Source organism: Duganella sp. S19_KUP01_CR8, from assembly GCF_036688705.1.
Taxonomy (GTDB): Bacteria; Pseudomonadota; Gammaproteobacteria; order Burkholderiales; family Burkholderiaceae_D; genus Rugamonas.
The window spans coordinates 1-24924 of record NZ_JAQQPR010000039.1; the positions used below are offsets into that span (position 1 = coordinate 1).

A 24924-nucleotide genomic window follows, 5' to 3' on the forward strand; every position below is an offset into this window, starting at 1 on the left:
GTGATCTTGTCCATCACGTCGGCCGCCTTATAGCCCAGCATGCGCTCGGCGCCGACATTGAAAATCTGGATCACGCCTTGGGCATCGGTGGCGATACTGGAGAAATTGGCGCTGTTGAAAATGGCGTCCTGCAGCGCGCCCGCCTTCAATAGCAGTTGTCCGTCGTACAGCGAGCGGTCCACGTTCAAGATATTCTCCCGGATGTCACATTGAATTGGCACGTGCATCCATTGCCCGTCGCGATGCGCGGCGGATGTCTCGGAATGCAGCGCGTTATGAGCGACAGCTAGGCGGCGGGAGGTCGAGGCAACTCACGGATGTGCGTGGGCTGGATGATGGGACTTCGCGAAGTGTGGAGATAAAACCTGTAACCTGTTTCTACAATAGCACGGCGGGCTCCCGGCATGTCAGCATCATCTCGATTGAAAGCGGAATAGTATCTCAATGGCAATGAGATACTGGGAAATTGGAGCCGAAACGGCCACAATCGCCATCAAATCCGTCCGTCACCACGTGCGCGCGGCGTCAATCAACTGCTGACTGCACAGGTCAACCCGTTCAACGGCGCCGCCACCCTTGCCGCGTGCAAGATAGAGCGAGAACAACGGTGCGCGCTTCGGCAACGGCAGTGCGATCAGGTGGCCGGCATTGAGCAGCGGCCGACATAGGCATTCCGGCAAGACGGCCAGTCCGCCGCCCGCCGCCGCTGCCTCCAGCGCCATTTGATAGTCAGGAACGATGGCCGAAGGCTGCTCAGCGGAGCAACCGAAAACCTCTCGCCAAAAACTCGTCAGTGGTGGTACCGGCCCTTGCAAATCGATCAGCGGCAGGCCTTTCGGCGCAGCCGACTTGGGTACGCGATCGCGAAAAGCCGGTGCGCATACCAATTGCAGCCGCCCCTCATACAGCAGTGCATAGTCAATGGCTTTGTGCGGTATGCGCGCCAGTGTCACCACCAGATCAAGCTCGCGGTCGGCGAGCGCTTTCACCAGGGCCGGCGGCGGCATCGCGCGCAGGTCAAGTCGAATCCCGTAACGCGGCATGGCGCTCAAGGCGGACAGCAGCAACCCGGAAAATCCGCTGGTCGCGCCGACATGAATGACACCGGCAAGGGCCTCGCGCTGATTGGCGCCGCTGCCGATGATGGCCTCCAGCGCGTCCAAATGCGGCCCGGACTGGCGCTCCAGTTCGATGGCGGCGGGCGTTGGCGCCAGACCGCGCGGCAGACGGGTGAACAATTGAGTCTGCAGGCGCGCCTCCAATATCTTGATGTGTCGGGACACGGCGGGTTGCGTCAGCTGCAGCGAAACCGCCGCGCGCGAGATGGAATTGTGCCGGTAGACGCTGAGGAAGCTGCGCAGATGAAGTAGGTAAGACATCTAATTTTTTATGGATAGGCCAATAACATGTGATTTGATTTTAGCCTAGTCAGTTTGTAATCTGGCGTCAAGCATACACCGGAGACCAGACATGACTGAAGCAAACACCTCTGTTCCGATTTATCCCGACCTGCACGGCAAGGTGGCGCTCGTCACCGGCGGTTCGCGCGGGATCGGCGCAGCTACCTGCCTGGCGCTGGCCCGCTGTGGCGCAAGAGTCGCCGTCAATGGCCGTGCCCGCGCTGCCGTTGACGATACGGTGGCCGCGATCCGCTCAATGGGCGGGGAAGCTCTGGCGGCAGTGGCAGACTGTTCCGACCTGGCCGCCGTCGAACGCATGCGTGTCGCCATCGAGGAAGACTTGGGCGCGCCAGAGTTGGTGCTGGCATTTGCTGGCGGCGGCAGCGGACGTCCTGCCCCACTGGCCGACATCACCGAAGAAGATTGGCGCTCTAGCCTCGACAACAATCTGACTTCAACCTTCTTCACACTCAAGTCTTTCCTGCCCGCCATGATAGCGCGCGGTAGCGGCAGCATCGTCACCATGGCTTCGGCGGGCGGACGGGTCGCTTCGGGGGCGCCGGCCGGGTATGGCGCAGCCAAGGCAGGTGTGATCATGCTGACACGCCATGCCGCAAACGAACTTGGGCAACACGGCATCCGCGTGAACTGCATTTCGCCGTCAGCCGTCCTGACCGAGCGCACGGCTCAGCGCATGCCGCTTGAACAGCAACAGCGCATATTGACGGCGTTTCCGCTAGGCCGGCTTGGCCACCCTGACGACATCGCATCGGCAGCATTGTTTCTACTGTCCGCATCCGCGTCATGGATCACCGGCATCACACTCGATGTTGCCGGTGGCCGCGTCATGACGTGAATACTTTCAGCAACGCACATGGAGCAAGAGCATGGTAACTCTCGATCACATCATTCTGCGGGTACGCGATCCCGCCACGTCCGCCCGCTTTTATCAGGACGTGCTCGGCTTCCGTCTCGACGGCAGCGCTGGCCCGTTCGAACTTGTGCGCGTGAACGAAGGTTTAACGCTGGACCTGATGCGCGAACCGCCGCGAGACTTGCTTCACCTGGCCTTTTGCCTGGACCGCGCCAGCTTCGATGCTGTACACAATCGGCTGTGCGAACGATCGATTGCGTTCGGCAGCGCGCCATTTGACCGCAACGGCGGACCACCGTCGAAGTCCCTGGGCGCGCGCGGCATGGCCGACGCCTGGTATTTCTACGATCCCGATGGGCATAATCTCGAAGTGCGCAGCTACAAAGGCTGGGGTCAAGTCTGACATTCGGACACGAGCTCTGCCGTAACATAGGTTAAGGCAGAGCTCGTGTCCGAATGTCAGACTTGACCCCCGCTTATTTTGCGGCCTTGATGAGCTTGCAGTCGTCCGCGCCGAACTCCGACTGGAACTGCAATAGCTGCCCCGCCACTTCCAGCGCCTTCATGCGCGGTGCGACCAGCGTGTACTGGCCCGCCTTCAGCTTCTCGATCAGCGGAGCGCACTCGCTGCCGCTCGCGTCGAGATGGCCGGCCACCACCCACTTGCCGTCGGCGTGCTCGGTGTAGAGCGGCGCCGCCGAGTAGCGGCCGGCGTTGAACAGCAGGACTTCCGGCTTGCCGTCACCGTCGACATCGAGCACCAGGGCATCGCAGCTGCTGCCGCGGCTTAACAGGCATGGCAAGACAGCCGCGTCTTCGATCGGGCTCCACTTCTGCGCCACAAAGCTGGCCGGCAGCTTGGTGGTCGATGGCCACACCTTGACGTTGTCGGTGATCGATACCGACGCCAACTGCGATCCCGTTTGCCAACGATTCGTCTCCTTCAACGCCTTGCCGGCCAGGTCGCGTATCAACGCCGCATCGGGGCCGGTGGTTTGCTGCGACAGGCGCGTCAACGCCTCCTGCCCGTAGCGCTGCCCTTCGAATCGCAGGTAGTGGAAATCGAATTGCGCCGCCTTGGTGCGGCCCTTCTCCAGCCGCGCCATCTGGTTGTTCACCGACAGACGCGCCGGATCGGCGATCGGCGTGAACAAGGCAAGCAGCACCGCCAGCACCACGAAGGCCGCCGCCACGTTGACGTTGGCGATGGGGCACAGCCAGGTCTCGTAGCGATGCGCCGCCCATGCATAACCCAGTGCGTAGCAACTGGCGACCACCAAACAGGCGGCGGCGATCACGCGGTCCGAGGTCCAGCCGTAGTCGTACACCCGCAGACCCAGCGCATAGATGGCGATGGCCGTCAGCGGCAGTATCAACAGCGAAGCCACGCGCGCGCTTACCCGCACCGCCAGCGCCGCCTTGGCGTGGCCGTTCTGGAAGGCGGCGTTAATCAGCACGATCAGCACCGCATCCGCCGCCAGCAGCAGCGACGTCGCGTGCCGCGTCGCCCACAGCACATCCAGCCCGGTGAACGGCAAGGCGCACAGGAAGCCGCTGATGATCAGCGCCGCCACCGGCAATATCCACGACAGCAGCACCAGCAGCAGGCTGCGGATGCCGCGCACGATGGCCGGCCGCACGTCGGTGATGTGCATCGCGCACGACCAGGCGAAGCAGATCACCGGCACCACAAACCACGACTCTTCCATCATCTGCTTGAGGAAGCCCAACTTCACCATCGAGAACAGGCCGCTGCCCATCAACAGCACCAGCCACAGCGCCCCGACGAAGAAGGCCGAGAACATCAGCTGCACCGCCAGCTTCCAGGCCAACTCAAAATACGTGTCGTAGCTGGCGATGCGGCGCCGGTCCGCAGCCCCCGCCATCACCAGCGAATGCGCGATGTACATGAAGACCGCGCCAAACACCATCACAGGCCCCGACATCGACGTGAACGCGCCCTTGCCAAGCTCGCCGGCGCCCCGCAACACGCCAGCCTCGCGGCTGACGGCGTGCAGCGCCATGATCAGCAACACAGCGGCGGCCACCGCCATCCATTGCGCCACCTTCTTCGGCGCCATATGGCCCATGGCCGATATCAGCATCGCCGGCAGCAGCACGCAGGCCATCAGCAGTGGCGTCATCACATATGGCGTCCCGGCCGGCCACCAGCCGCCCCGGTCGGCCTGATATAGCCAATATAGCAACGCACCCTGCGCCAGCCCGGTCGCCAGCCGCAACGCCATCACCTGTCGGCTGACATCCACTTCCATCGTCGTTTCATCCTGTTCCATGCCTGACCTCTTTGTGAACCGTGGGTCGAAGTATCTCACATGTTTATTATTTGGCATTGATAGCCGGCCTACTCACCGTCGTATGACGAGGCCAACCCAGAGGCGCTATAATGGTTGTCTACGCTGCTCTTTTTTCAACGTTCCGCACCCGGTCCGCCAAGTGAATCCACATCTCGACAAGCTGCAACCCTATCCGTTCGAAAAACTGCGCCAGCTGTTCGCGCAGGTGACCGCCAGCCCACAGCACAAGGCCATCAGCCTGGGCATGGGCGAACCCAAACATCCGACGCCGCAGTTCATCCAGCAGGCGCTGATCGACAATGTGGACGGCCTGGCCAGCTACCCGACCACCATCGGCTCGGACGCGCTGCGCGGCGCCATCGCCGGCTGGCTGGAACGCCGCTATGGCATCCCCAAGCTCAATCCAGCCACCCAGGTGCTGCCGGTGAACGGTTCGCGCGAGGCGCTGTTCGCGCTGGCGCAGACCGTGATCGACCCGGCCGCCAAGTCGCTGGTGGTCAGCCCGAACCCGTTCTACCAGATCTACGAAGGCGCGGCCTACCTGGCCGGCGCCGAGCCGTACTTCATCAATTCCGACCCGGCCCGCAACTTCGGCTGCGATTACGACAGCATCCCGACCTCGGTGTGGGAGCGCGTATCGCTGCTGTTCCTGTGCTCCCCCGGCAATCCGACCGGCGCCGTGCTGACGCTGACCGACTGGGAGAACCTGTTCGCCCTGTCCGAGCGCTACAACTTCGTCATCGCCGCCGACGAGTGCTACTCCGAGATCTACCACGGCGACAAGGCGCCACTGGGCGCGCTGGAAGCGGCCCACACGCTGGGCCTGTCCACGATCGACAAGCCGTACGCGCGCCTGGTGGTGTTCAGCAGCCTGTCGAAGCGTTCCAACGTGCCGGGCATGCGCTCGGGTTTCGTGGCCGGCGACGCCGACGTCCTGAAAAAATTCCTGTTGTACCGCACCTATCACGGCGGAGCCATGAGCCCTTCCGTGCAAGCTGCTTCGATCGCGGCCTGGAACGACGAAACCCACGTCGAACAGAACCGCGAAAAATACCGCGCCAAATTCGCCGCCATCACCCCGCTGCTGCAGGAAGTGCTGCAAGTGGAGCTGCCGGACGCCGGCTTCTACCTGTGGGCGGACGTCAGCCGGACCGGCTTGTCGGACACCGAATTCGCCCAGCGCCTGTATGCCGAATATAATGTCACGGTACTGCCGGGCAGCTACCTGGCGCGCGACGCCCACGGCGCCAATCCGGGCCGCAACCGCATCCGCATGGCGCTGGTCGCCGAGACGGAAGAAGGCCTGGAAGCTGCGCAGCGCATCGTCCAATTCTGCAAAACCCTTAACAAATAATTGAGTCCAACATGAGCCAACAACTCCAGAACATCATCGACCAGGCATGGGAAGACCGCGCCAACATCAACCCGGGTAACGGCGCCGCCGAACTGCGCGACGCGGTTTCGCACGTGATCGCGGGCCTGGACGCCGGCACCATCCGCGTGGCCGAAAAAACCACCGGCGACTGGGTTGTGAACCAGTGGGTCAAGAAAGCCGTGCTGCTGTCGTTCCGCCTGGAGAACAACGTGCAGATGCCGTCCGACGGAACCATGCAGTTCTACGACAAGGTTCCGACCAAGTTCGCCAACTACACCGCCGAAGACTTCATCAAGGGCGGCTTCCGCGTGGTGCCGCCGGCAGTGGCGCGCCGCGGTTCCTTCATCGCCAAGAACGTGGTGCTGATGCCTTCCTACGTCAACATCGGCGCCTACGTCGATGAAGGCGCGATGGTCGACACCTGGGCCACCGTCGGTTCGTGCGCGCAGATCGGCAAGAACGTCCACCTGTCCGGCGGCGTCGGCATCGGCGGCGTGCTGGAACCGATGCAAGCCAATCCGACCATCATCGAAGACAACTGCTTCATCGGCGCCCGTTCGGAAATCGTCGAAGGCGTGATCGTCGAAGAGAACTCGGTGATCTCGATGGGCGTGTACATCGGCCAGTCGACCAAGATCTACGACCGCGCCACCGGCGAAGTGACCTACGGCCGCGTGCCCGCGGGTTCGGTGGTCGTATCGGGCAACCTGCCTTCGGAAGACGGCAAGTACTCGCTGTACTGCGCGGTCATCGTCAAGCGCGTGGATGCAAAAACCCGCGCCAAGACCGGCATCAACGAACTGCTGCGCGGTATCTAAGCAGGCAACAAGAACCGGGGACTGATTGCAGTCCCCGTTTTTTTGATACTGAGGAGAGTGCCATGGCCATGGAACGCCTGTTCCAGCTGATGAAGGAAAAGAACGCGTCGGACATGTTCTTTGCGGTGAATTCGCCGGTACACATCAAGATCAACGGCAACCTGATCCCCATCAATCAGCAAAAGCTCGAACCGGACAACATCCACTCGCTGCTGGCGGAAATCGCCACGCCGGCGCAGATGGAGGAACTGGCCGCGACCAATGAACTGAATATGGGCGTATCGGTGCCGAACATGGGCCGCTTCCGCCTCTCCGCGTTCAAGCAGCGCGGCACCCTCTCCGCCGTATTCCGCTTCGTGCCGGCCACCATTCCGGTGCTGGCCGACCTTCAGCTGCCGCCGGTGCTGGCGGACCTGATCATGGAAAAGCGCGGCCTGCTGCTGCTGGTCGGCTCGACCGGCTCCGGCAAGTCCACCACCATCGCCTCGATGCTGGACCACCGCAACGAACTGCGCTCCGGCCATATCCTGACGCTGGAAGACCCGATCGAGTATCTGTTCAAGAACAAAAAGTCCATCGTCAACCAGCGCGAGATCGGCAGCGACGCCAAGGACTTCTACACCGCGCTGCGCAACTCCATGCGCCAGGCGCCGGACTGCATCCTGATCGGCGAGATCCGCGACAAGGAAACCATGGCCGCCGCCCTGGCCTACGCGCAGTCGGGCCACCTGGTGCTGGCGACCCTGCACGCCAACAACAGCTATAACGCGCTAAACCGTATTATCAGTTTCTACCCGATCGAGAACCGCGCCGCGCTGCTGCAGGATCTGTCGTCGACGGTGAAGGCCATCGTCTCGCAGCGGCTGGTCCGCTCGATCAACGGCGGCACGCGCACGGCGGCGGTGGAAGTGATGGTCAACACCCGCTACATCTCGGACCTGATCGAAAAAGGCGAAATCGGCCAGATCAAGGAAGCGATGGAAAAGAGCATGTCGCCCGGTTCGCAATCGTTCGAACTGGCCTTGCTCAAGCTGGTGCAGGACGGCTTGATCAGCCAGGACGAAGCCTTGGCCAACGCCGATTCCGCCACCAACCTGCTGTGGCTATTGAATAATGGCCCGGACAGCAAGAACGCCCAGGTCGAGCCGGAAGCCAAGTCGTCGCCGGACGAGGCGTCGTTCACCGAGTTCACGCTCAACACCTGAAGCGCCCTACTTCACCTCGCGCGCCAGCTTCAGCATCTGGTAGCTGAGCGCGAGGCCGCGCCGCCTGGCTTCCGTTTGATTGATGCGGAAGGCCAGGCCGTTCGGCTCGATCACCAGCCCGATGATGGCGCCGCTGCGGAACGATTCCGCGCTGTCGCCCACCACCAGCACCGGATCATCCGCCAACACTTCCTGCCAGCGCCGCAGATCGCCGCGCACGCCCGCGCCCAGCACCAGCAACTGGCATTGCGGCACGCGCTGCGGCTCGCTCAACTGCAAGGTATGCACCGGCATGCCGCCCGGCGTGGCCTGCATCAGCGTGCGCAGCGCGTCCTGCAAGGGCGCGTCGCCCGCCACGCAGTAGGTGAACTCGCGCTGCGGCGGCGGCGGCCATTGGGTCAGCTGGGCAAAGCGGTAGATGAACGCGGCCTTCAGCTGCAGCTGGTCCTGGCCCGCGTGCGCAGGAGCCGCCAGCGACGCCAGCATCGGCAACAGCAGCCAGGCCTGGCGCCAGGACCTCATGAACCGAACTGCCTGGTCAGCGAAAAGCGCAGCACACGTCCCTCCTGCTTCAACGGCACGCCCACACCCAACGGCGAGTCGTAGTAGCGGACGTTGCCGATGTTGTACAGCGAGAGCGCGATATCAGTGCCAGCGCCCGCGCGCCACAACAGCGTGCTATTGAGCAGCGCATAACCCGGCAGTTCCAGCGGCCCGATGGCGCGGCGGCTCTCGCTCAGCATCTGCCACGACAGCCGCAGTTGCTCGCCTTGCAGCGGTTGACTGTACAGCAGCTTGACCATCGCGCGCGGAGAATTGTCCAGGCGCAGCCCCGCCGCGTCGGTGGTCCGCTGTAGCGACACGGCAGCCTGCAGTTGCTGGCCGCCGGTCCAGCGCCGCTCCAGTCCCAGCTCCGCACCAACATTGCGTATGGTGCCGCTGTTGTCGAACACCGCGGTTTCCCGATTGATGCTGATCAGGTCCCGCAGCCGCGACGCATACACCGAGGCCCGGTACTGGAAATTGTGATTCAGCGCGTGGTCCCACGCCAGCTCCAGCGTGCGTATCCGCTCGGGCGATGGTAGCGGCGCTTCCAGCGGCGCGTTGACCTGGAATTCGAACAGGTTGGCCTCGCGGTAGGCGCTGCCGTACATCAGCTTGAGCGAGGCATCGGGCACGCCGCTCCAGATCCACGCGAGGCGCGGATTGATGTTGGTCCCGCCCACCCTGGTGCTGTCGCGGCGCAGGCCCAGCGTCACGCGATGGGCATCGTTCAGCCGCCAGGAGTCTTGTACGAACAGGCCGCGCCGCCGGTTCTCGCCGTAGAACGCGGCATCGGGCTCGCCGCCGACCGGGCCGGCGACGATCGACTGCGTGCGGTCGTCCTGATACTCGAAGCCGGCCATTAATTCGTGATCTCTCCAACGCTGGGTGCTGACGCGCAGATCCACGTTGTACCAGCGGCCCAGCGAGCGGTTGTCGAATTCGAGCGTCGACAAGTCCTGCCGCACAAACGGGAACGTGCTCAGATAGTCGCTGCGCTTGGACGATACCGCGCCATACAGGCTCCAGTCGTTGCCCAGGTCGCGCTGGTATTCAGCCGAGACAAAGTTGTTATTGAAGATGTTGCGGTCCTGGAGTACGCGGAGCGGCAGCTCCGGTCCCAGATCGACGAAGCTGGGCAGCCCGTGTTCGCGATGGCTGAGGCCCGCGCGCAGCGTCCAGCCGCCGTAGCGGGCCATGCCAAGCAGGCGCTGGCCGCGCTCCCAGCTGCGCTCCTTGTAGTGCGCATCGTCGTCCGGCAGCAGTTCGAACGGTGCGGCGATGTCGTCCTGCTTGAAAGCGCTCAACGCCAGCCACGCTTCCCAGCCCTGCTCCGATCGGTGGCCGACGCTGGCGCGCACCTCGCGCTTGCGGTCCGAGTCCACATTGGCCCGCACTTGCAGGCCATGCAGCTTGTCCGCGCCCTTGGTGATGATGTTGACCACACCGAAGAAGGCGTTGTTGCCGTACAGCGCGGAGCCCGGCCCCGGCGCGTATTCGACGCGGTCGATCAGGTCAACGTCGACAAAGAACTCGGAGCCGAGCAGGCCGGCGTCGTAGATGTTCTCGTTGATGCGCATGCCGTCGATCAGGAACAGCAGGCGCGCATTGAAGTCGCCCGGCCGGCCCAGTCCGCGCGCGCCGACGTAGGTAAAGTTGCCATCGCCGGTCACGTACAGGCCGGGCATGCTGCGCAGGATGTCCGCCATATTGCGCATGCCGTGGCGGGCGATGTCGGCGTCCGTGACCACGTAGGTGACCGACGGCGCCTGCGACGCGCTCTGCGCAAAGCGCGACGAGGTGGATTCCTCGACGTCGCGCGTGACGTCGGTCGGGGTTTGCCGCAGCAGCTCTTCCAGGCTGGCCGGAACCTGTTGCTGCTGCGCCAGCGCAGCAGCAGGCGCGCAGCAAACGGCTACCAGCAGCACGCAAGCCTTACGCATCCGCACGCCGCGCTCTCCTGAAAGTGTTCTTGCCGGCCCGCTTGGCTTCATACATGGCTTCATCCGAGGCGTTGAGCAAGGCGGTGGCCTCGCTGGCATCCAGCGGCGCAAACGCCAGGCCCACGGTGGCGCCGACCGGCATGACCTGGCCGCGTATCGTCATCGTCACGCGCACCGCGTCGATCAGGCGCTGCGCCAGCTGCTCGGCCGCCGCCTGGTCCGGCAGTGTCGGCAGGATCAGCGCGAATTCGTCGCCGCCCAGGCGGCACAGCACATCGCGCGAACGCACCACGCTGGCCATGCGGCGCGACACTTCGCACAGCACTTCATCGCCCGCGTCGTGGCCATGCCTGTCGTTGACGGTCTTGAAGTTATCCAGGTCGATGAACATCAGCGCCATCAACTCGCCGTGCTCCACGCTCAGCGCCAGGTAGCGCTGCAACTCGCCCTGGAAGAACAGGCGGTTGGGCAGGCCGGTCAGGCTGTCCTTGTGAGCCAGCTGCTGGAACTGCTGGCCGGCCTCCTGTTCCTGCTCCAGCTGAAGATTCAGGTCCGCCTGCCATACCTCGATCCGTTTCAGCATATCGTTGAAATGCTCGGTCAACCGACCCACTTCGTCGGGCCGGTAGACCGTTGCGCGCTTGCCGTAATCGCGCTCCCGTGCGATATGTTCGGCCAGCTGGGATAATTCCACCAGCGGCGCCAATGCGCGGCGCTGCACCAGCGACAGCCCGCGCCATGCGACCAGGATCGCCACCGCGATCAACGCCGCCGACGCCGCGCTGAGCGTCAACACAGCAATTCGCAGGCCGGCCAGGCTTTCGCGCAACACCAGCACGCCGACCACTTCGTCCTTCAGGCGGATCGGCGCCCACACTTCCAGTTCCTGCATCGTCACCGACGCGGCATCGGCCAGCAGCTCCGGGGCGAGCGTCGGCGCAATCCGGGGCGTGGGCGCGTCGGCGCCTGCCTGCCACTGCGCGAACACTGCGCCGGCCGGTGTTTGCACCTGCACCAGCAGCAGATCGCTGCGGCGGGAAAACGCTTCGAGTTCGGCCTGCGCGGCGGGACGGTCGTCAAACACCATCATCGGCGATACGCTGTTGGCCAGCAGCCGGGCGCTCAGCTGCGCCGCGTGCACCTGGCGGCCTCGCGCGACGTACCAGGTGGCCGTCGCCAGCAGGGCGAAGGTCAGCAGCATGGTCACGCTGAGCAGCTGCAAATTCATGCGGGTCAGGCGCCGTACCAGCGAATCGGCGGGAGGAGATAAAGAGGCTTCAGACTCGGTCATGGGCACAGTCGGCAGCATGGGCGGCAAGGTGCGCGGCGGCGCCGCGGGACCCTAATATTGGCATTTCCACAAAGAATTATCTTCAATGGAATTGTAAGCGTAAAGCGGGAGGATGTGGGGCGAAAGCTGGGGCGTCGTGGCGGCGTAGCCACCATGCGGCGTGGATGGGGAGCGATGGGGCGAAATAGCACGGGCGCGGGCACCTCTGCGCCCACGCCCTTGAAGTCCGGGTCGATCAAGCGCGGCGGCCGGCCGCGATGCCGATGCCGAGCAGGCCAAGCGACAGCATCAGCCAGGCCGACGGCTCCGGCACCGGGTTGACGGCATAGGTGATGTTGTCGATGCCGACGTTGTAGGCGCTGTCGCGCCACTCGATGCGGATACCGCTCAGCGAGGTCCAGCTGCCGTCAAAACTGCTGGCGGTATTGCCAGGCAGGCCGCCGACATCGCCGTCGTAGCTGAACAGCACCGGGCCGCCGATCGCCGAAATCGTCAGGTGGGTGCCGCGCGTGGTGTTGGAATAGGCGCCGAGGTCGAAGTGGCTGAGCGTGACGGCCTGGCCGTTCAGCGGCACCAGGTCGATCCGCGCCGCCGAGTTGTCGTCGCCGCCGACCGCCCAGGCCACGCCGCGCAGGGTGTTGTAATTGGCGTCCCACCAGCTCAAACTGGTGTCGCTCACGCGCTGGGCCGAGTACTGCACATCAAGCACGCCGGCCACGTCGCCGTAGGACTGGGCGATGTAGCCATAATCGGTGCAGCCGACGATGCCGCCGTAGCCGTCCACCGCGTTGTTACACACGCTGGCCGGTGGATTGAAGTCGATCACGCCTGCCTGCGCCAGCGCGGCGGCGCCACTCAGCGCCAATGCCAACAGAGTCTTTTTCATATTATTTCTCCTGGGGTGGTTGCGGTCAGCTCGAATATTGTTCCAGACCGCCCCGGTGATGTCTATTCGATATTTCTTTTCCCCGGTGCCGGGTGCATAGCTTGCAACTAAGGAGCTGCGGTCGCGGATCAACACGGGCCAGCCATGGTATTCTGTCGCCCTTCGCCTAAAACACTAGTTTCCGCATCCAAGCCCTATGAAAACGACCCTCTACGGCATCCCGAACTGCGATACCGTCAAAAAAGCCCGCGTCTGGCTGGCCGACCAGCAGCAGGATTTTGTCTTCCACGATTTTAAAAAGCAGGGCCTGAGCCGCGAAATCGTCGCCGGCTGGCTACAACACCTGTCGCGCGATGTGCTGGTGAATAAAAAAGGCACGACCTGGCGCGCCCTGTCCGACGAGCGCAAAGCCTCCATCGTCGACGACGAAAGCGCCATCGCGCTGATGCTGGAAAATCCGTCCGTGATCAAGCGCCCGGTGCTGGACAAGGACGGCACCTACGCCGTTTCCTTCTCCGACGCCCAGTACAAACAAATCTTCGACAAATAAAAATGACTCCATCCAAGACCCTGGCGCTGACCGAAAAGCTGATCGCCCTCTCCTCTGTTACCCCGGACGATAAAGGCTGCCAGCAGCACCTGATCGATTTGCTGTCGCCGCTGGGCTTCGTCTGCGAAGTGATCGAATCGAACGGCGTGACCAATCTGTGGGCGCGCCGTGGCACCACCGCGCCGCTGCTGGTGTTCGCCGGCCATACCGACGTGGTGCCCACCGGCCCGGTCGAGCAATGGCGCTCGGAGCCCTTCAACCCGACCCACCGCGACGGCAAGCTGTATGGCCGCGGCGCCGCCGACATGAAAACCTCGATCGCCGCCTTCGTGGTGGCCTGCGAGGAGTTCGTCGCCGCCCACGCCGACCATAAAGGCTCGATCGCCTTCCTGATCACCAGCGACGAGGAAGGCCCGGCCACCGACGGTACCGTCATCGTCTGCAATATGCTGAAGGAACGCGGCGAGAAGCTGGACTACTGCATCGTCGGCGAGCCGACTTCCGACGAAACCCTGGGCGACATGATCAAGAACGGCCGCCGTGGCTCGCTGTCCGGTAAGCTGACGGTCAAGGGTGTGCAGGGCCACATCGCCTACCCGCAGCTGGCCAAGAACCCGATCCACCTGGCCGCGCCGGCGCTGGCCGAGCTGGTGGCGGAGCGTTGGGACGAAGGCAACGAGTACTACCTGCCGACCTCCTGGCAGATGTCCAACATTAACGGCGGCACCGGCGCCAACAACGTCATCCCCGGCGAGATGGTCATCGACTTCAACTTCCGCTTCTCGACCGCCAGCACCCACGAGGAACTGAAACGCCGCGTGCACGCCATCCTGGACAAGCACAACCTGCACTACGACCTGAAATGGGCGCTGAGCGGCCTGCCGTTCCTGACGCCGCGCGGTACGCTGAGCGATGCGCTGTCGGCCGCGATCAAGTCGGAAACCGGCGTCACCACCGAATTGTCGACCACCGGCGGCACCTCGGATGGACGCTTTATCGCTCAGATCTGCCCTCAGGTGATAGAATTCGGGCCTCCCAACGCAAGTATCCACAAGATCGACGAGCATATCGAGCTGCGTTTTGTCGATCCGCTGAAGAATATCTATCGCCGTACACTGGAAAACCTGCTGGCCTGATAGCCTGCCAGCAGACGCCGCGGCGTGCGCAAACCGATTACTGTTTTACCGAGATAGCCATGAACACGACTCCTTTCACCACGCCGCGCGACCTGTTGCGCTACGCCGTCACCCGCTTCAACACCGCCAAGCTGTTCTTCGGCCATGGCAGCGTCGAAGCCTTCGACGAAGCGGCCTACCTGATCCTGCACACGCTCAAGCTGCCGCTGGACCACCTGGACCCGTTCCTGGACGCCAAGCTGCTGCCGGAGGAAATCGCGTCCGTCATGGCCGTCATCGACCGCCGCACCAACGAGCGCGTGCCGGCCGCCTACATCACCAACGAAGCGTGGCTGGGCACCTACAGCTTCTACGTGGACGAGCGCACCATCGTGCCGCGCTCCTTCATCGCGGAACTGATCCCGCAGTACTTCTCGCCGTGGGTCAACGAGCCTGAAAACGTGGCCAACGTGCTGGAACTGTGCACGGGCTCCGGCTGCCTGGCCATCATGCTGGCCGACGCCTTCCCGGACGCGCACGTGGACGCGGTCGACATCTCGGCCGACGCGCTGGAAGTGGCGAAGAAAAACGTCGCCACCTACAAGCTGGAAGACCGCCTGACGCTGATCCAGTCCGACCTGTACGCCAATGTGCCGGACAAGAAGTATGACCTGATCATCACCAACCCGCCGTATGTGAACTCGTCGTCGATGAGCAAGCTGCCGATGGAGTACCGCGCCGAGCCTGAACTGGCGCTGGACGGCGGCAAGGATGGCATGGACCTGGTGCGCAAGATCGTCGCCGGCGCCGCAGAACGCCTGACCGACGACGGCATCCTGATCGTCGAAATCGGCAATGAACGCGAGTTCGCCGAAGCGGCCTTCGGTGAACTGGGCCTGATCTGGCTCACCACCAGCAACGGCGACGACATGGTATTCCTGCTGACCGCAGACCAACTAAAGCTGTAATAACCGCCGCGCGTCGTCCTCGCGCAAGCGGGGACCCATGCTGAGTATGGATTCCCGCCTGCGCGGGAATGACGGGCTAACTATCAAAGAACAAGATGATTCGCTTTATTCAAGTAAGCCTGATGCGCGGTATTAAGCCGCTGCTGGAACAGGTCGATGTCACCCTCAACCCAGGCGACAAGATTGGCCTGATTGGCGCCAATGGCGCCGGCAAATCCAGCCTGTTCGCGATGATGCGCGGCGAGCTGCACCCGGACCAGGGCGAGATCGACTTCCCGGCCAAATGGCGCGTCGCTTACGTGGCGCAGGAAACCCCGCCGCTGGACCGCGCGGCGCTCGACTACGCCATCGACGGCGACGTCACCCTGCGCAAGCTGGAGGCCGAACTGGCCCGCCTGGAAGCGGAGCCTGAATCGTCCGAGAACGGCATCGCCATCGGCGAGATCTACAGCGCGCTGGCCGACGCCGACGCCTACACCGTGCAGTCGCGTGGCGAACAGCTGCTGCTGGGCCTTGGCTTCTCGATCGACCAGATGCAGCAACCGGTGGCCAGCTTCTCCGGCGGCTGGCGCATGCGCCTGAACCTGGCGCAGGCGCTGATGTGCCCTTCCGACCTGCTGCTGCTCGATGAACCGACCAACCACCTGGATCTGGACGCGATCATCTGGCTGGAAGACTGGCTCAAACGCTACGCCGGCACCTTGCTGATCATCTCCCACGATCGCGACTTCCTCGACGAAGTAGTGAACGTGGTGGTGCACATCGACGAGCGCAAGCTGAAACGCTACTCGGGCAACTACTCGTCCTTCGAACGTCAGCGCGCGGCGCAGATGATCCTGGCCGCCGGCGCGCTGGAAAAGCAGCAGCGCAAGCGCGCCCACCTTGAATCGTTCGTCAACCGCTTCAAGGCACAAGCCTCCAAGGCCCGCCAGGCGCAGAGCCGCATGAAGGCGCTGGCCAAGATGGAAGAACTGGCGCCGCTGCGCGCCGCCGCCGAATTCTCGTTCGAATTCCGCGAGCCGCTCAGCGCCCCGAATCCGCTGCTGGTGATGGAAGACGTCGACGCCGGCTACAAGATCGAAAACGAAGAAACCGGCGAGATCACCCACAAGACCATCGTCAACAAGATCAAGTTCTCGCTGCAGATCGGCCAGCGTATCGGCCTGCTGGGTGTGAACGGCGCCGGTAAATCGACGCTGATCAAGACCATCGCCGGCGAACTGTCGCCGCTGACCGGCGACGCCACCATGGGCAAGGGCCTGAATATCGGCTACTTCGCCCAGCACCAGGTGGAGATGCTGCGCCACGACGAATCGCCGCTGTGGCACCTGGCCAAGATCGCGCCGACCGTGCGCGAACAGGAACTGCGCAACTTCCTGGGCGGCTTCAACTTCCCGGGCACCATGGTCACCAGCTCGATCGCGCCGTTCTCCGGCGGCGAGAAGGCCCGCCTGGCGTTGGCCCTGATCGTCTGGCAGCGCCCCAACCTGCTGCTGCTCGATGAACCGACCAATCACCTGGACCTGGAAACCCGCGAGGCGCTGACCGAAGCGCTGGCGCAGTTCGAAGGCACGCTGGTGGTCGTCTCCCACGATCGCCACCTGCTGCGCGCCACCACCGACGAATTCATCATCGTCGCCGACGGCAAGCTGCAGCCGTTCGACGGCGATCTGGACGACTACAAGGATTGGCTGTTCAAGACCAAGCTGGGTAAAGGCACCGACGTGCTGCCGGCTGCGGGCAAGGCCAACAAGACCGACTTCCCGGTGACCTCGCCGGTCGCGCCGCCGACCGCCGCCGCGCCGGCAGCGGTCAGCAAGGACCAGAAGCGCCAGCAGGCCGAAGACCGCCAGCGCCTGGCCGCGCTGCGCAAGCCGCTGGAGCAGAAGATCAAGCGCCTGGACGACCAGATCGCCAAGCGCAGCGCGCAGAAAGCCGATGTGGATGCAGCCCTGGGCGAATCGTCGATCTACGACGCCGCCAACAAGGCCAAGCTGAAACAGCTGCTGGCCGATCAGACCTTCTTCACCAAGGACCTCGGCCAGCTCGAAGCTGAATGGCTGGAGTTGCAGGAACAGCTGGAAGCGCTGGCCTAAGCGGCTTGGCGGGCGCCCATCTGAACTTTTTGGATCGACATCAGCTTATCGATGTCGACCACGATCAGCCGGCGCCCGTCCGCTTCGCCGATACCGACCAGGTACTCCACCGCACTGGCGCCGGGTATCGGCTGGATCTGCCCCAGCGTCAGCTGGACGATATCCGTCACCCCATCCACCACCATCCCCATCACGCAGCTCGACAGCTTGAGGATGATCACATCCGTCAGCGGATCGTGCTCCGGCGGCCGTGGCCCGAAGGCGATGCGCATGTCGACGATCGGCATGATCACGCCGCGCGACACCGCCACCCCGGCCACGATCGCCCCCTCCGATGAAAACCGCTCCAGCGCCTTCAAGGGCCGCAGCTCCTGCACCTTGCTGAAGTCCAGCGCGTAGTCCAGGCCACCCAGCCGGAACACCAGATATTGGCCCGGCGCGGCGGTGGTGTCTGCGCTGGCGGCTTGCGTTGTCAATGAAGGCATGATGATCCTTTCGTCCGGGACGTGCGGTAACAGGCATGTGCCATCCTACCTTTGCCCTCCCCGGCGGTCGTTGAGCGGCGTCAACATTCGCCGGGCTCGCAGTGGCTGGTTTGCTACAATGCCTTCATGAATACACAGCTCCCTCTCAGCGGCATCCGCGTACTGGACTTGACCCGCTTGCTGCCCGGCCCCGTCGCCACCATGCACCTGGCGGACATGGGCGCGGAAGTAATCAAGATCGAAGATCCCGGTCCCGGCGACTACGCGCGCGTCATGGGGCCGGTGCGCAATGAAGTGTCGCAGTTCTTCGTCGCCGTCAATCGCGGCAAACAGATGATGCGGCTGGACCTGAAGGACGCCACGCACCGCGAGCAGCTGCTGGCGATGGTGGAGACGGCCGACGTGCTGGTGGAGAGCTTCCGCCCCGGCGTGATGGAAAAACTCGGCCTGGGCTGGCAGACGCTCCGCCAGCGCAATCCCAAGCTGGTGATGTGCGCGATCTCCGGCTACGGCCAGCACGGCCCCTTTGCGCAGCTGGCCGGGCACGACATCAACTACATCGGCTACGCCGGCATGCTGGACCAGAACGCCGGCGCCGACGGCGTGCCCGCGCTGCCCAACCTGCAAGTGGGCGACCTGCTGGGCGGCGCCCAATCGGCGCTGCAAGGCATCCTGGCGGCGCTGGTGGCAGTCAAGATGGGCGGCGCCGGCCGCTTCGTCGATGTCTCGATGACGGCCGCCGTGATGGCGCATAACATCATGCCGCTGGTGGCGGTCAACAACGGCGCGCCCGCCGTGCCGGGCAGCGACCTGCTGACCGGCGGCGTCCCCTGCTACAACGTCTACCGCACGGCGGATGGCCGCTACATGGCGGTCGGCGCGCTGGAGCTCAAGTTCTGGCAGGGCTGCTGCGACGTGCTGCAACGGCCGGACCTGAAGCCGCGCCACTGGCAGCTCGGCCAGCAGGTCGGCGGCGAGGATGCGATGGCGCTCAAGGCCGAACTGGAGGCGCTGTTCGCCACCCGCACGCTGGCCCAGTGGAGCGAAGCCTTCGCCGCCGCCGACTGCTGCGTCTCGCCGGTGCTGCGCACCGAGGAAGCGCTGCGGCACCCGCTGTTCCAGGATATCGTCAGCCGCCGCCCGCACGACACCGAAGGCGAGTCGTGGTCGGTGGCGCAGCCGGTGAGGTTCGCGCCGTGATCGATGTGAACGAAGTGGAGTTCAACGCCATCCGCGCCCAGGGGCCGGGCGGCCAGAACGTCAACAAGGTTTCCAGCGCGGTGCACCTGCGCTTCGACATCGTCAGCTCATCGCTGCCGGAGCACATCAAGGAACGCCTGCTGGCCATGCGCGACCAGCGCATCACCAAGGACGGCGTGGTGGTGTTGAAGGCGCAGCAGTCGCGCAGCCTGGAGGCCAACAAGGAGGAAGCCTTGCGCCGCCTGCAGGAACTGGTCGACAGCGTGGCCGTGCTGCCCACCGTGCGCCGTGCCACCAGGCCCACCCGCAGCTCGCAGCGCAAGCGCCTGGACGGCAAGGCCAAGGACGGCGAACGCAAGCAACTGCGCGGCAAAATCAGCTTGTAATTTAATCCGTCTCCGGCGCCCAGGCGATCGGCCCGGCGCTGCCGGAGTAGATGGTGCTCATGCCGGCCGCCGTGGTGCGCACCTTGGCCTTGACCTCCTTGGCCGGCCGGTCATGCGCCGGCGGCCCGTCCGGCACGAAGGTCATGGTCCGCAGCAGCACGTCGCCGGTCAGGGTCTCGACCATGCAGCGCGAGCCGCGCATCACGGCGCTCTTCTGCCGCTGCACCTGGTTGACCTCTTCCTGCGCCTGCTCCTGCTGCACCTGCGCCGCCTTCATCGCCAGCGAAATCTTCGCCACCGCCTTCAACGACGGCCCCACCGCCGCCGCCATCCGGTGGAACAGCGGCTCCTGCTCCGGCGTCAACATGACCTCGCGCTTGCGCACGCGGGTGGCCAGCGTCAGGTAGTTGCGCACCTCGGTCTGGCCGGTGATGGCGTCGATCTCCACCTTGCGCATATTGGCCTCGTGCGCGGCGTGCTGCACCCTGGGCTGCAACTCGGCGATCTTCTTGTCGAACTTGGAGGTGTCCGGCACCAGCGTGTAGAGCAGCATCTCGTTCTGCTTGCGCGGACCGGCGTTGGCGATCTCGATCTTGCGCGCGGCGATGGCGCAGCCCTCGGCCACCTTGATCACCACTTCCTCGGCCATGATTTCGCAGTTGCTCGCCTCGCCGATCACCACCCGCGTGCCGGAGATGATGCAGCTCTCCGCGCGCGCCAGCGTCACCTCGCCGCGCTTGGTCTGCAGCACCGAGCCGGAGGCCACGCCCTGCACCCGTATGCCGCCGTCGGCGTTGGTGATGGTGCCGCCCATCAGGTTGCGGCTCAGGACAATATCTCCGCCGCGCGAGGTGATGATGCCGAACACGTCGCCGTGGATGGTGATGTTGCCGCCTTCGACCGAGCGCTGTTCCTGCACGTCGCCGAACTCCTCGTACTCGCCGGTCAGCTGCAGATTGCCGGTGGTGCGCGCGCTGACGCCTTCGCGGCTGATGATCTTGGGCCCGATCGACAGCCGCTTGCTGGCCGGGTCCACGCTGAGGAAACCCTCCACCGCCGACACCAGGAATTCGCCGTCGCGCAGGTTCTCGATCACCGTGCCCTCGCCGGCCACGCTGCTCAATTCGATGTCGCGCGGGACCGGCGGCTCCAGCACGATGCCCGACAGTTCGTAGCCGCGCACGCCCGCCGTGCGCGGCACCTTGCGCAGCAGCTTGACGTTGGGCTTGACCTGCGGGAAGCGGTTCTGGAAGGCCTGCAAATCCACCTTGCCGTCCGACTTTTCGCGCGGCGCATTACTGCGATGGATTTCCTGCGACACCTCCACGATGGTGGCGTCGCGCCCCGCCGTGGCGTTGAGCCGGCGGGCCACGATGATGCGCGCCAGCCGCCCGCTGGTGATCACGTCGCGCACGGCCGGCGCGTCGATGCCGAAGCGTATGCCCTTGACCCACATGTCGGAAACGAATTCGTCGAAATTCAGGCGCGCCGGTTGCGGCGGCAGGTCCGGCACCTCGAAGAAAACCGGCTCGAAATAGTATTCGGCCTCGCCGTTGATGATCTTGACGGACTTGTACAAGGCCCGGCGCGGCGGATGGAACGGTTCTATCGTGTCGGCAAAGCGTATCAACGGCTTGCTGGTCACGCTGGCCGGCAGGTCCGGGCCGCAGTTGTAGAGCAGCTTGATGAAGACGGCGTAATCGAGCTTGGCGAAATAGGCGCTGCCGAGGAACACCTGGCTGACCGCCGCCAGGCAGGAAACGGCCGAGGCGTCGGCAGCGAAAAAGACGCCGTCCGCGCGCTTGACGATCGCTGCGGGCAGCTCGCTCTCCGCGTTTAAATCCAGCGCCGTCGCGTCATCTGACACAGTAATCCCCAGGAAAATGTACGTCGAAACGCCGCCCGGCCAGGCAGCGCTTCTTCACTTTGTAATGTTGAACCTAGATTAGCATGAACCGCAGGCATTGTGCGCGCACCTGGGCTAGCCAGCCACAGGCCGCTGCCGTGCGTTGAGGTGCCAGTCCAGCGAGCCGGCGCCGTCGCTGAACAGCACTTCGCCGCCGTTGGGCGTGCCGCGCAGGCGCTGCTTGATGTCCTTGGCGGGCAGCTGGATCAGCGCCGCGACGTCCGCCTGGAACGGCATGGTGCGCACCAGGGTGTCGCCGCTGACCAGATGCAGGCCGCAGCGCGCGATGCCCGCCGCTTCCGCCTTCTGCTCGAGCACGCGGGCCAGCTTGTCCTGCAACAGCTTCTGCTGCGTCTGGCCTGCCTGCAGGTCGGTGCGCAGCTTGGCGATGGCCTGCAACTCGGTGGCCACCGCGCCGGCGATCTTGCGCAGGAACTGGCCCTGGTCGGCGGTCAGCTGCAGTTCCTGCACCCGCAGTTTTTCGGCCAGCGCCAGGTAGCGCCGCACGTCCGGCACCGCCGCGATGCGTTCGGCCTCCTCCCGCGCCGCCAGGTTGGCCGCCTCGAAGCCCGCCACCCGCAGTTCCAGGTCGGCGATCTCCTGGTCGAACTGGCTGACGTCCTTCACCAGCACATAGATGACCATCTCGGTGCGGCGGCGCGGTCCGGCGTTTTCGATTTCGACGTTGCGGCCGGCCACTGCGCAGCCCTCGGCCACTTCGATGCGGATTTCTTCGGCGATGATCTCGCAGTTGGAGGCCTCGCCCAAGGTCACGATGGTGCCGGAGATAACGCAGTTCTCGGCCCGGCCGATGTGGATAGCGCCGCTGCGGGTGGAGATCACCGAGCCGGAGGCGACCCCGGTGATGGTAATGTTGCCGGCCACGTTGGCGACGCTGCCGCTGACCAGGTTCTGGTCCAGCACCACGGTGCCGCCGCGCGAATGGATATTGCCGTAGACGTTGCCGTGCACCGTGATGTCGCCGCCGGTGACGTCGCGCTGTTCCTGCACGTCGCCGAATTCCTCGTAGGCGCCGGCCAGTTCCAGGTTGCCGGTGGTGCGGCCGCTGACGCCGTCCGTGCTGACGATTTTATCGGTGATGGAAATGCGGTTGGACTTGGAATCGACATTCAGGAAGCCTTCGCGGGTCGACACCAGGTACTCCTCGTTGTCCACCATCACGGCATCGGTGCCGTCGCCGGCGAAGAAGCGCAGCGTCAGGTCCTTGGGTGTCTCGGCCGGCGTCATGCGGCCGGCCAGGTCGAAGCCCGGCTGCCCCGGCACGGCCGGCAGCTTTTTCAGCAGCCGCACATTGGCCTTGATCTGCGGGAAGCGGTTCTGGAAGCTGCCCAAATCGACACGGCCGTCGGCCTTGGTCTTGGGCGCGTCGCTGCGGTGCAGGTCGGACGACACTTCGACCACCGTCGCGTCCTGGCCCGGCTCCGGTTCCAGCTCGGTGGCCACGGTGATGCGGTCGGCCTTGGTGGAGGCGATGGCCGCCGCCACGGCCGCCACCTCGATGCCGAACAGGATGCCCTTGTTCCACATCTCGGCCACGAACTCGTCGACGTCCAGCCGCGTCGGCCGTTCCGGGATCTCGGTGCCGTCGGGCAGCGTCATCGCGTCCAGGTACAGCGTCTCGAAATAGTATTCGGCGTAGCCGCGTCCCATCTTCGGATTCTTGTACAGCGCGATGCGCTCCGGCTCCATCACGCGCAACTCGGCCGCCAGCCGCACCGGGCCCGGCACGCCGGTATCCGGGCCGACGCCGTACAGCGCCTTGACCAGCAAGGGGTAATTCAGGCCGGCGAAATAACAGTGGGAATGGAAGACTTCGTTGATGGCGGCGGTCAGCGTCAGCGGCGACAGCGCCAGGTCGATGTAGATGCCGTCCGGCCGCTTCAGCAAGCCGATAGGCAAGCCGCTCCCCGGAGCGTGGGACTCCTGGCCTGGCGCGACAGGGGCAAGCTCTTGAACCACTATCTTCCTCCGAACGGCACGCGGCCGAAAGGCATTGCGTGTAATTAACGAATATTACACTTAGACTAAGGAAAAGAAAGCGATTTTCGTGGCGTGCACGACACAACTGTGAACTTATTGCTACAGATCAATGTTGGATCATTAACAAAGCCATACTTCCTGGGAAGTTGTTTCAAAATGAGCGCAGCTAGGCGCGGCCTCGAAGACAGTGCGAATGCACGGCGAGGGACCGCAACGACGCTGCGGTCTTTTTGAAACGACTTCTCAATGGCGCGGTGGGTTGGCGTAGATATCCTGGCCGACTTCGTTGATCTGGCGCCGCAGGTCGCGGCGCTCGTCCGGCGTCAGGCGGCCGGCACGGCGATTCATTTCGGCATTGCGGCCCGCTTCCTGCATGGCGCGGCGCTGCTCTTCGGCGCGGGCCTCGTAGCTGCGTGGATCGAGCTGGCGCGGATCAGCCTGGCGAGCCGGCTGAGCGTCGCGTGCAGGCAGGGTGCGGGGTTCTTCGCGGCGCGGCGCATCGCGCTCCGACGAGCTGTCGTGCGCCATCGCGGCGCCACTCAGCAACAGAACGCCCAAGAGGGATCGCACGCAAAAATTTGCGCTTGCTGCCGCGTAGTTTTTTTTGTGATCGATGCCCATGACGTTCCTAAAAAGCTGAATCTATGCCCAGAGTGTATGATGCTTTACCTGAGGGGGTAAGACGAATTGGGTAAAGTTTGTAACACTTTGTAATGGGTTGTCACAGACGTTTTCGCAATGCGAATATGACGTTACCATAGCAACATGAATATGACAAATCTGGCAGCCAAATGACTAGCACAACGACTGAATCCGGCAACACCTCCGCCAACCAGCATGGCCATCAGGCCAAGATCATGGTAGTGGACGACGACGTGCGACTGCGCGACCTGCTGCGCCGCTACCTGACCGAGCAAGGCTTCAACGTCTTCACCGCCGAAAGCGCGACGGCCATGAACAAGCTGTGGCTGCGCGAGCGCTACGACCTGCTGGTGCTGGACCTGATGCTGCCGGGCGAAGACGGCCTGTCGATCTGCCGCCGCCTGCGCGGCGCCGGCGACCAGACGCCGATCATCATGCTGACCGCCAAGGGCGAAGACGTGGACCGCATCGTCGGCCTGGAAATGGGCGCCGACGACTACCTGCCAAAACCGTTCAACCCGCGCGAGCTGGTGGCCCGCATCGGCGCCGTGCTGCGCCGCCGCGGCCCGGACGAAATCCCCGGCGCGCCGTCGGAAACCCCGCAATCGTTCGAATTCGGCCAGTTCGTGCTGGACCTGGGCACCCGCACGCTGAAGAAGGCCGGCGAGACCGTGCCGTTGACCACCGGCGAATTTTCGGTACTAAAAGTATTCGCCCGCCACGCGCGCCAGCCGCTGTCGCGCGAAAAGCTGATGGAACTGGCGCGCGGCCGCGAATACGAAGTGTTCGACCGCAGCCTGGACGTGCAGATCTCGCGCCTGCGCAAACTGATCGAGCCCGATCCATCGAGCCCGCTGTACATCCAGACCGTCTGGGGCCTGGGCTATGTGTTCATTCCGGAGGGGCAGCCGCGCTAAGGCGCGGG

Annotated in this window: 23 protein-coding genes; 12 read left to right on the forward strand and 11 right to left on the reverse strand. The window is 64.2% G+C overall.

Going from position 1 to position 24924, the window contains the following annotated elements:
• Positions 1–182 (reverse strand): PAS domain S-box protein (locus V6M89_RS27620; RefSeq protein WP_332856259.1); only part of this gene is annotated, 182 nt, incomplete at its 3' end.
• Between the two features lie 324 nt (positions 183–506).
• On the reverse strand, positions 507–1379 hold the full coding sequence (locus V6M89_RS27625) for a LysR family transcriptional regulator (protein WP_332856223.1): 873 nt from the start codon (positions 1377–1379) through the stop codon (positions 507–509).
• Positions 1380–1470: 91 nt separating this feature from the next.
• Here V6M89_RS27625 and V6M89_RS27630 point away from each other — a divergent pair, with 91 nt between their 5' ends.
• Positions 1471–2256, forward strand: a complete 786-nt coding sequence (locus V6M89_RS27630) for an SDR family NAD(P)-dependent oxidoreductase (protein ID WP_332856224.1) — start codon at positions 1471–1473, stop codon at positions 2254–2256.
• Positions 2257–2287: 31 nt separating this feature from the next.
• Positions 2288–2677: a VOC family protein gene (locus tag V6M89_RS27635; RefSeq protein ID WP_332856225.1), complete on the forward strand. Its 390-nt coding sequence runs from the start codon at positions 2288–2290 to the stop codon at positions 2675–2677.
• Positions 2678–2750: 73 nt separating this feature from the next.
• Here the strand turns inward: V6M89_RS27635 and V6M89_RS27640 are convergent, their stop codons facing one another.
• Complete coding sequence (locus V6M89_RS27640) at positions 2751–4568, reverse strand: DUF4153 domain-containing protein (RefSeq protein ID WP_332856226.1); 1818 nt, start codon at positions 4566–4568, stop codon at positions 2751–2753.
• Positions 4569–4728: 160 nt separating this feature from the next.
• Between V6M89_RS27640 and dapC the strand changes: the two genes are divergently transcribed.
• The 3 genes from dapC (at position 4729) to V6M89_RS27655 (ending at position 7987) form a co-directional block, all read left to right on the forward strand.
• A complete protein-coding gene (gene dapC, locus V6M89_RS27645; protein ID WP_332856227.1) occupies positions 4729–5943 on the forward strand; it encodes a succinyldiaminopimelate transaminase in 1215 nt (404 codons plus the stop codon).
• A gap of 11 nt (positions 5944–5954) precedes the next feature.
• The gene (gene dapD, locus V6M89_RS27650) at positions 5955–6782 is read left to right on the forward strand and encodes a 2,3,4,5-tetrahydropyridine-2,6-dicarboxylate N-succinyltransferase (protein WP_332856228.1); all 828 of its coding nucleotides are present in this window, start codon (positions 5955–5957) and stop codon (positions 6780–6782) included.
• Between the two features lie 62 nt (positions 6783–6844).
• Positions 6845–7987: a PilT/PilU family type 4a pilus ATPase gene (locus tag V6M89_RS27655; RefSeq protein WP_332856229.1), complete on the forward strand. Its 1143-nt coding sequence runs from the start codon at positions 6845–6847 to the stop codon at positions 7985–7987.
• Between the two features lie 6 nt (positions 7988–7993).
• On the opposite strand, the gene V6M89_RS27660 is transcribed toward V6M89_RS27655, so the two are convergent.
• The 4 genes from V6M89_RS27660 to V6M89_RS27675 form a co-directional block, all read right to left on the reverse strand.
• Positions 7994–8509: a YfiR family protein gene (locus tag V6M89_RS27660; protein ID WP_332856230.1), complete on the reverse strand. Its 516-nt coding sequence runs from the start codon at positions 8507–8509 to the stop codon at positions 7994–7996.
• Positions 8506–10473 (reverse strand): TonB-dependent receptor plug domain-containing protein, encoded by a 1968-nt coding sequence (locus V6M89_RS27665; RefSeq protein WP_332856231.1) that lies wholly within the window; start codon positions 10471–10473, stop codon positions 8506–8508. The genes V6M89_RS27660 and V6M89_RS27665 overlap by 4 nt, the downstream gene beginning before the upstream one ends.
• Positions 10466–11764: a diguanylate cyclase domain-containing protein gene (locus tag V6M89_RS27670; RefSeq protein ID WP_332856232.1), complete on the reverse strand. Its 1299-nt coding sequence runs from the start codon at positions 11762–11764 to the stop codon at positions 10466–10468. The genes V6M89_RS27665 and V6M89_RS27670 overlap by 8 nt, the downstream gene beginning before the upstream one ends.
• Before the next feature lie 235 nt (positions 11765–11999).
• Complete coding sequence (locus V6M89_RS27675; protein ID WP_332856233.1) at positions 12000–12650, reverse strand: PEP-CTERM sorting domain-containing protein; 651 nt, start codon at positions 12648–12650, stop codon at positions 12000–12002.
• Between the two features lie 196 nt (positions 12651–12846).
• On the opposite strand from V6M89_RS27675, the gene V6M89_RS27680 reads away from it, so the two are divergent.
• From V6M89_RS27680 to V6M89_RS27695, 4 genes are all read left to right on the forward strand, one after another.
• A complete protein-coding gene (locus V6M89_RS27680) occupies positions 12847–13200 on the forward strand; it encodes an ArsC family reductase (RefSeq protein ID WP_332856234.1) in 354 nt (117 codons plus the stop codon).
• A gap of 2 nt (positions 13201–13202) precedes the next feature.
• Complete coding sequence (gene dapE / locus V6M89_RS27685) at positions 13203–14336, forward strand: succinyl-diaminopimelate desuccinylase (protein WP_332856235.1); 1134 nt, start codon at positions 13203–13205, stop codon at positions 14334–14336.
• A gap of 59 nt (positions 14337–14395) precedes the next feature.
• Complete coding sequence (gene prmB, locus V6M89_RS27690; RefSeq protein ID WP_332856236.1) at positions 14396–15283, forward strand: 50S ribosomal protein L3 N(5)-glutamine methyltransferase; 888 nt, start codon at positions 14396–14398, stop codon at positions 15281–15283.
• A gap of 122 nt (positions 15284–15405) precedes the next feature.
• The gene (locus V6M89_RS27695; protein ID WP_332856237.1) at positions 15406–17379 is read left to right on the forward strand and encodes an ATP-binding cassette domain-containing protein; all 1974 of its coding nucleotides are present in this window, start codon (positions 15406–15408) and stop codon (positions 17377–17379) included.
• Here the strand turns inward: V6M89_RS27695 and V6M89_RS27700 are convergent.
• The gene (locus V6M89_RS27700; RefSeq protein WP_332856238.1) at positions 17376–17864 is read right to left on the reverse strand and encodes a chemotaxis protein CheW; all 489 of its coding nucleotides are present in this window, start codon (positions 17862–17864) and stop codon (positions 17376–17378) included. The two genes, V6M89_RS27695 and V6M89_RS27700, sit on opposite strands and share 4 nt — an antisense overlap.
• A 126-nt stretch (positions 17865–17990) precedes the next feature.
• On the opposite strand from V6M89_RS27700, the gene V6M89_RS27705 reads away from it, so the two are divergent.
• Both V6M89_RS27705 and arfB read left to right on the forward strand, forming a co-directional pair.
• The gene (locus V6M89_RS27705) at positions 17991–19064 is read left to right on the forward strand and encodes a CaiB/BaiF CoA transferase family protein (protein ID WP_332856239.1); all 1074 of its coding nucleotides are present in this window, start codon (positions 17991–17993) and stop codon (positions 19062–19064) included.
• Positions 19061–19450, forward strand: coding sequence for an alternative ribosome rescue aminoacyl-tRNA hydrolase ArfB (gene arfB / locus V6M89_RS27710; protein ID WP_332856240.1), 390 nt, complete (start codon positions 19061–19063; stop codon positions 19448–19450). Before V6M89_RS27705 ends, arfB begins: the two co-directional genes overlap by 4 nt.
• Before the next feature lies 1 nt (position 19451).
• Here the strand turns inward: arfB and V6M89_RS27715 are convergent, their stop codons facing one another.
• The 3 genes from V6M89_RS27715 to V6M89_RS27725 form a co-directional block, all read right to left on the reverse strand.
• Complete coding sequence (locus V6M89_RS27715; protein WP_332856241.1) at positions 19452–21317, reverse strand: flagellar assembly protein A; 1866 nt, start codon at positions 21315–21317, stop codon at positions 19452–19454.
• 114 nt (positions 21318–21431) lie between these two features.
• Positions 21432–23276 carry a flagellar assembly protein A gene (locus V6M89_RS27720; RefSeq protein ID WP_332856242.1) on the reverse strand — a complete coding sequence of 615 codons (1845 nt, stop codon included), beginning with the start codon at positions 23274–23276 and terminating at the stop codon, positions 21432–21434.
• 324 nt (positions 23277–23600) lie between these two features.
• Complete coding sequence (locus V6M89_RS27725; RefSeq protein ID WP_332856260.1) at positions 23601–23903, reverse strand: hypothetical protein; 303 nt, start codon at positions 23901–23903, stop codon at positions 23601–23603.
• Positions 23904–24148: 245 nt separating this feature from the next.
• Here V6M89_RS27725 and ompR point away from each other — a divergent pair, with 245 nt between their 5' ends.
• Complete coding sequence (gene ompR / locus V6M89_RS27730; RefSeq protein ID WP_020702208.1) at positions 24149–24916, forward strand: osmolarity response regulator transcription factor OmpR; 768 nt, start codon at positions 24149–24151, stop codon at positions 24914–24916.
• Positions 24917–24924: the final 8 nt, after the last annotated feature.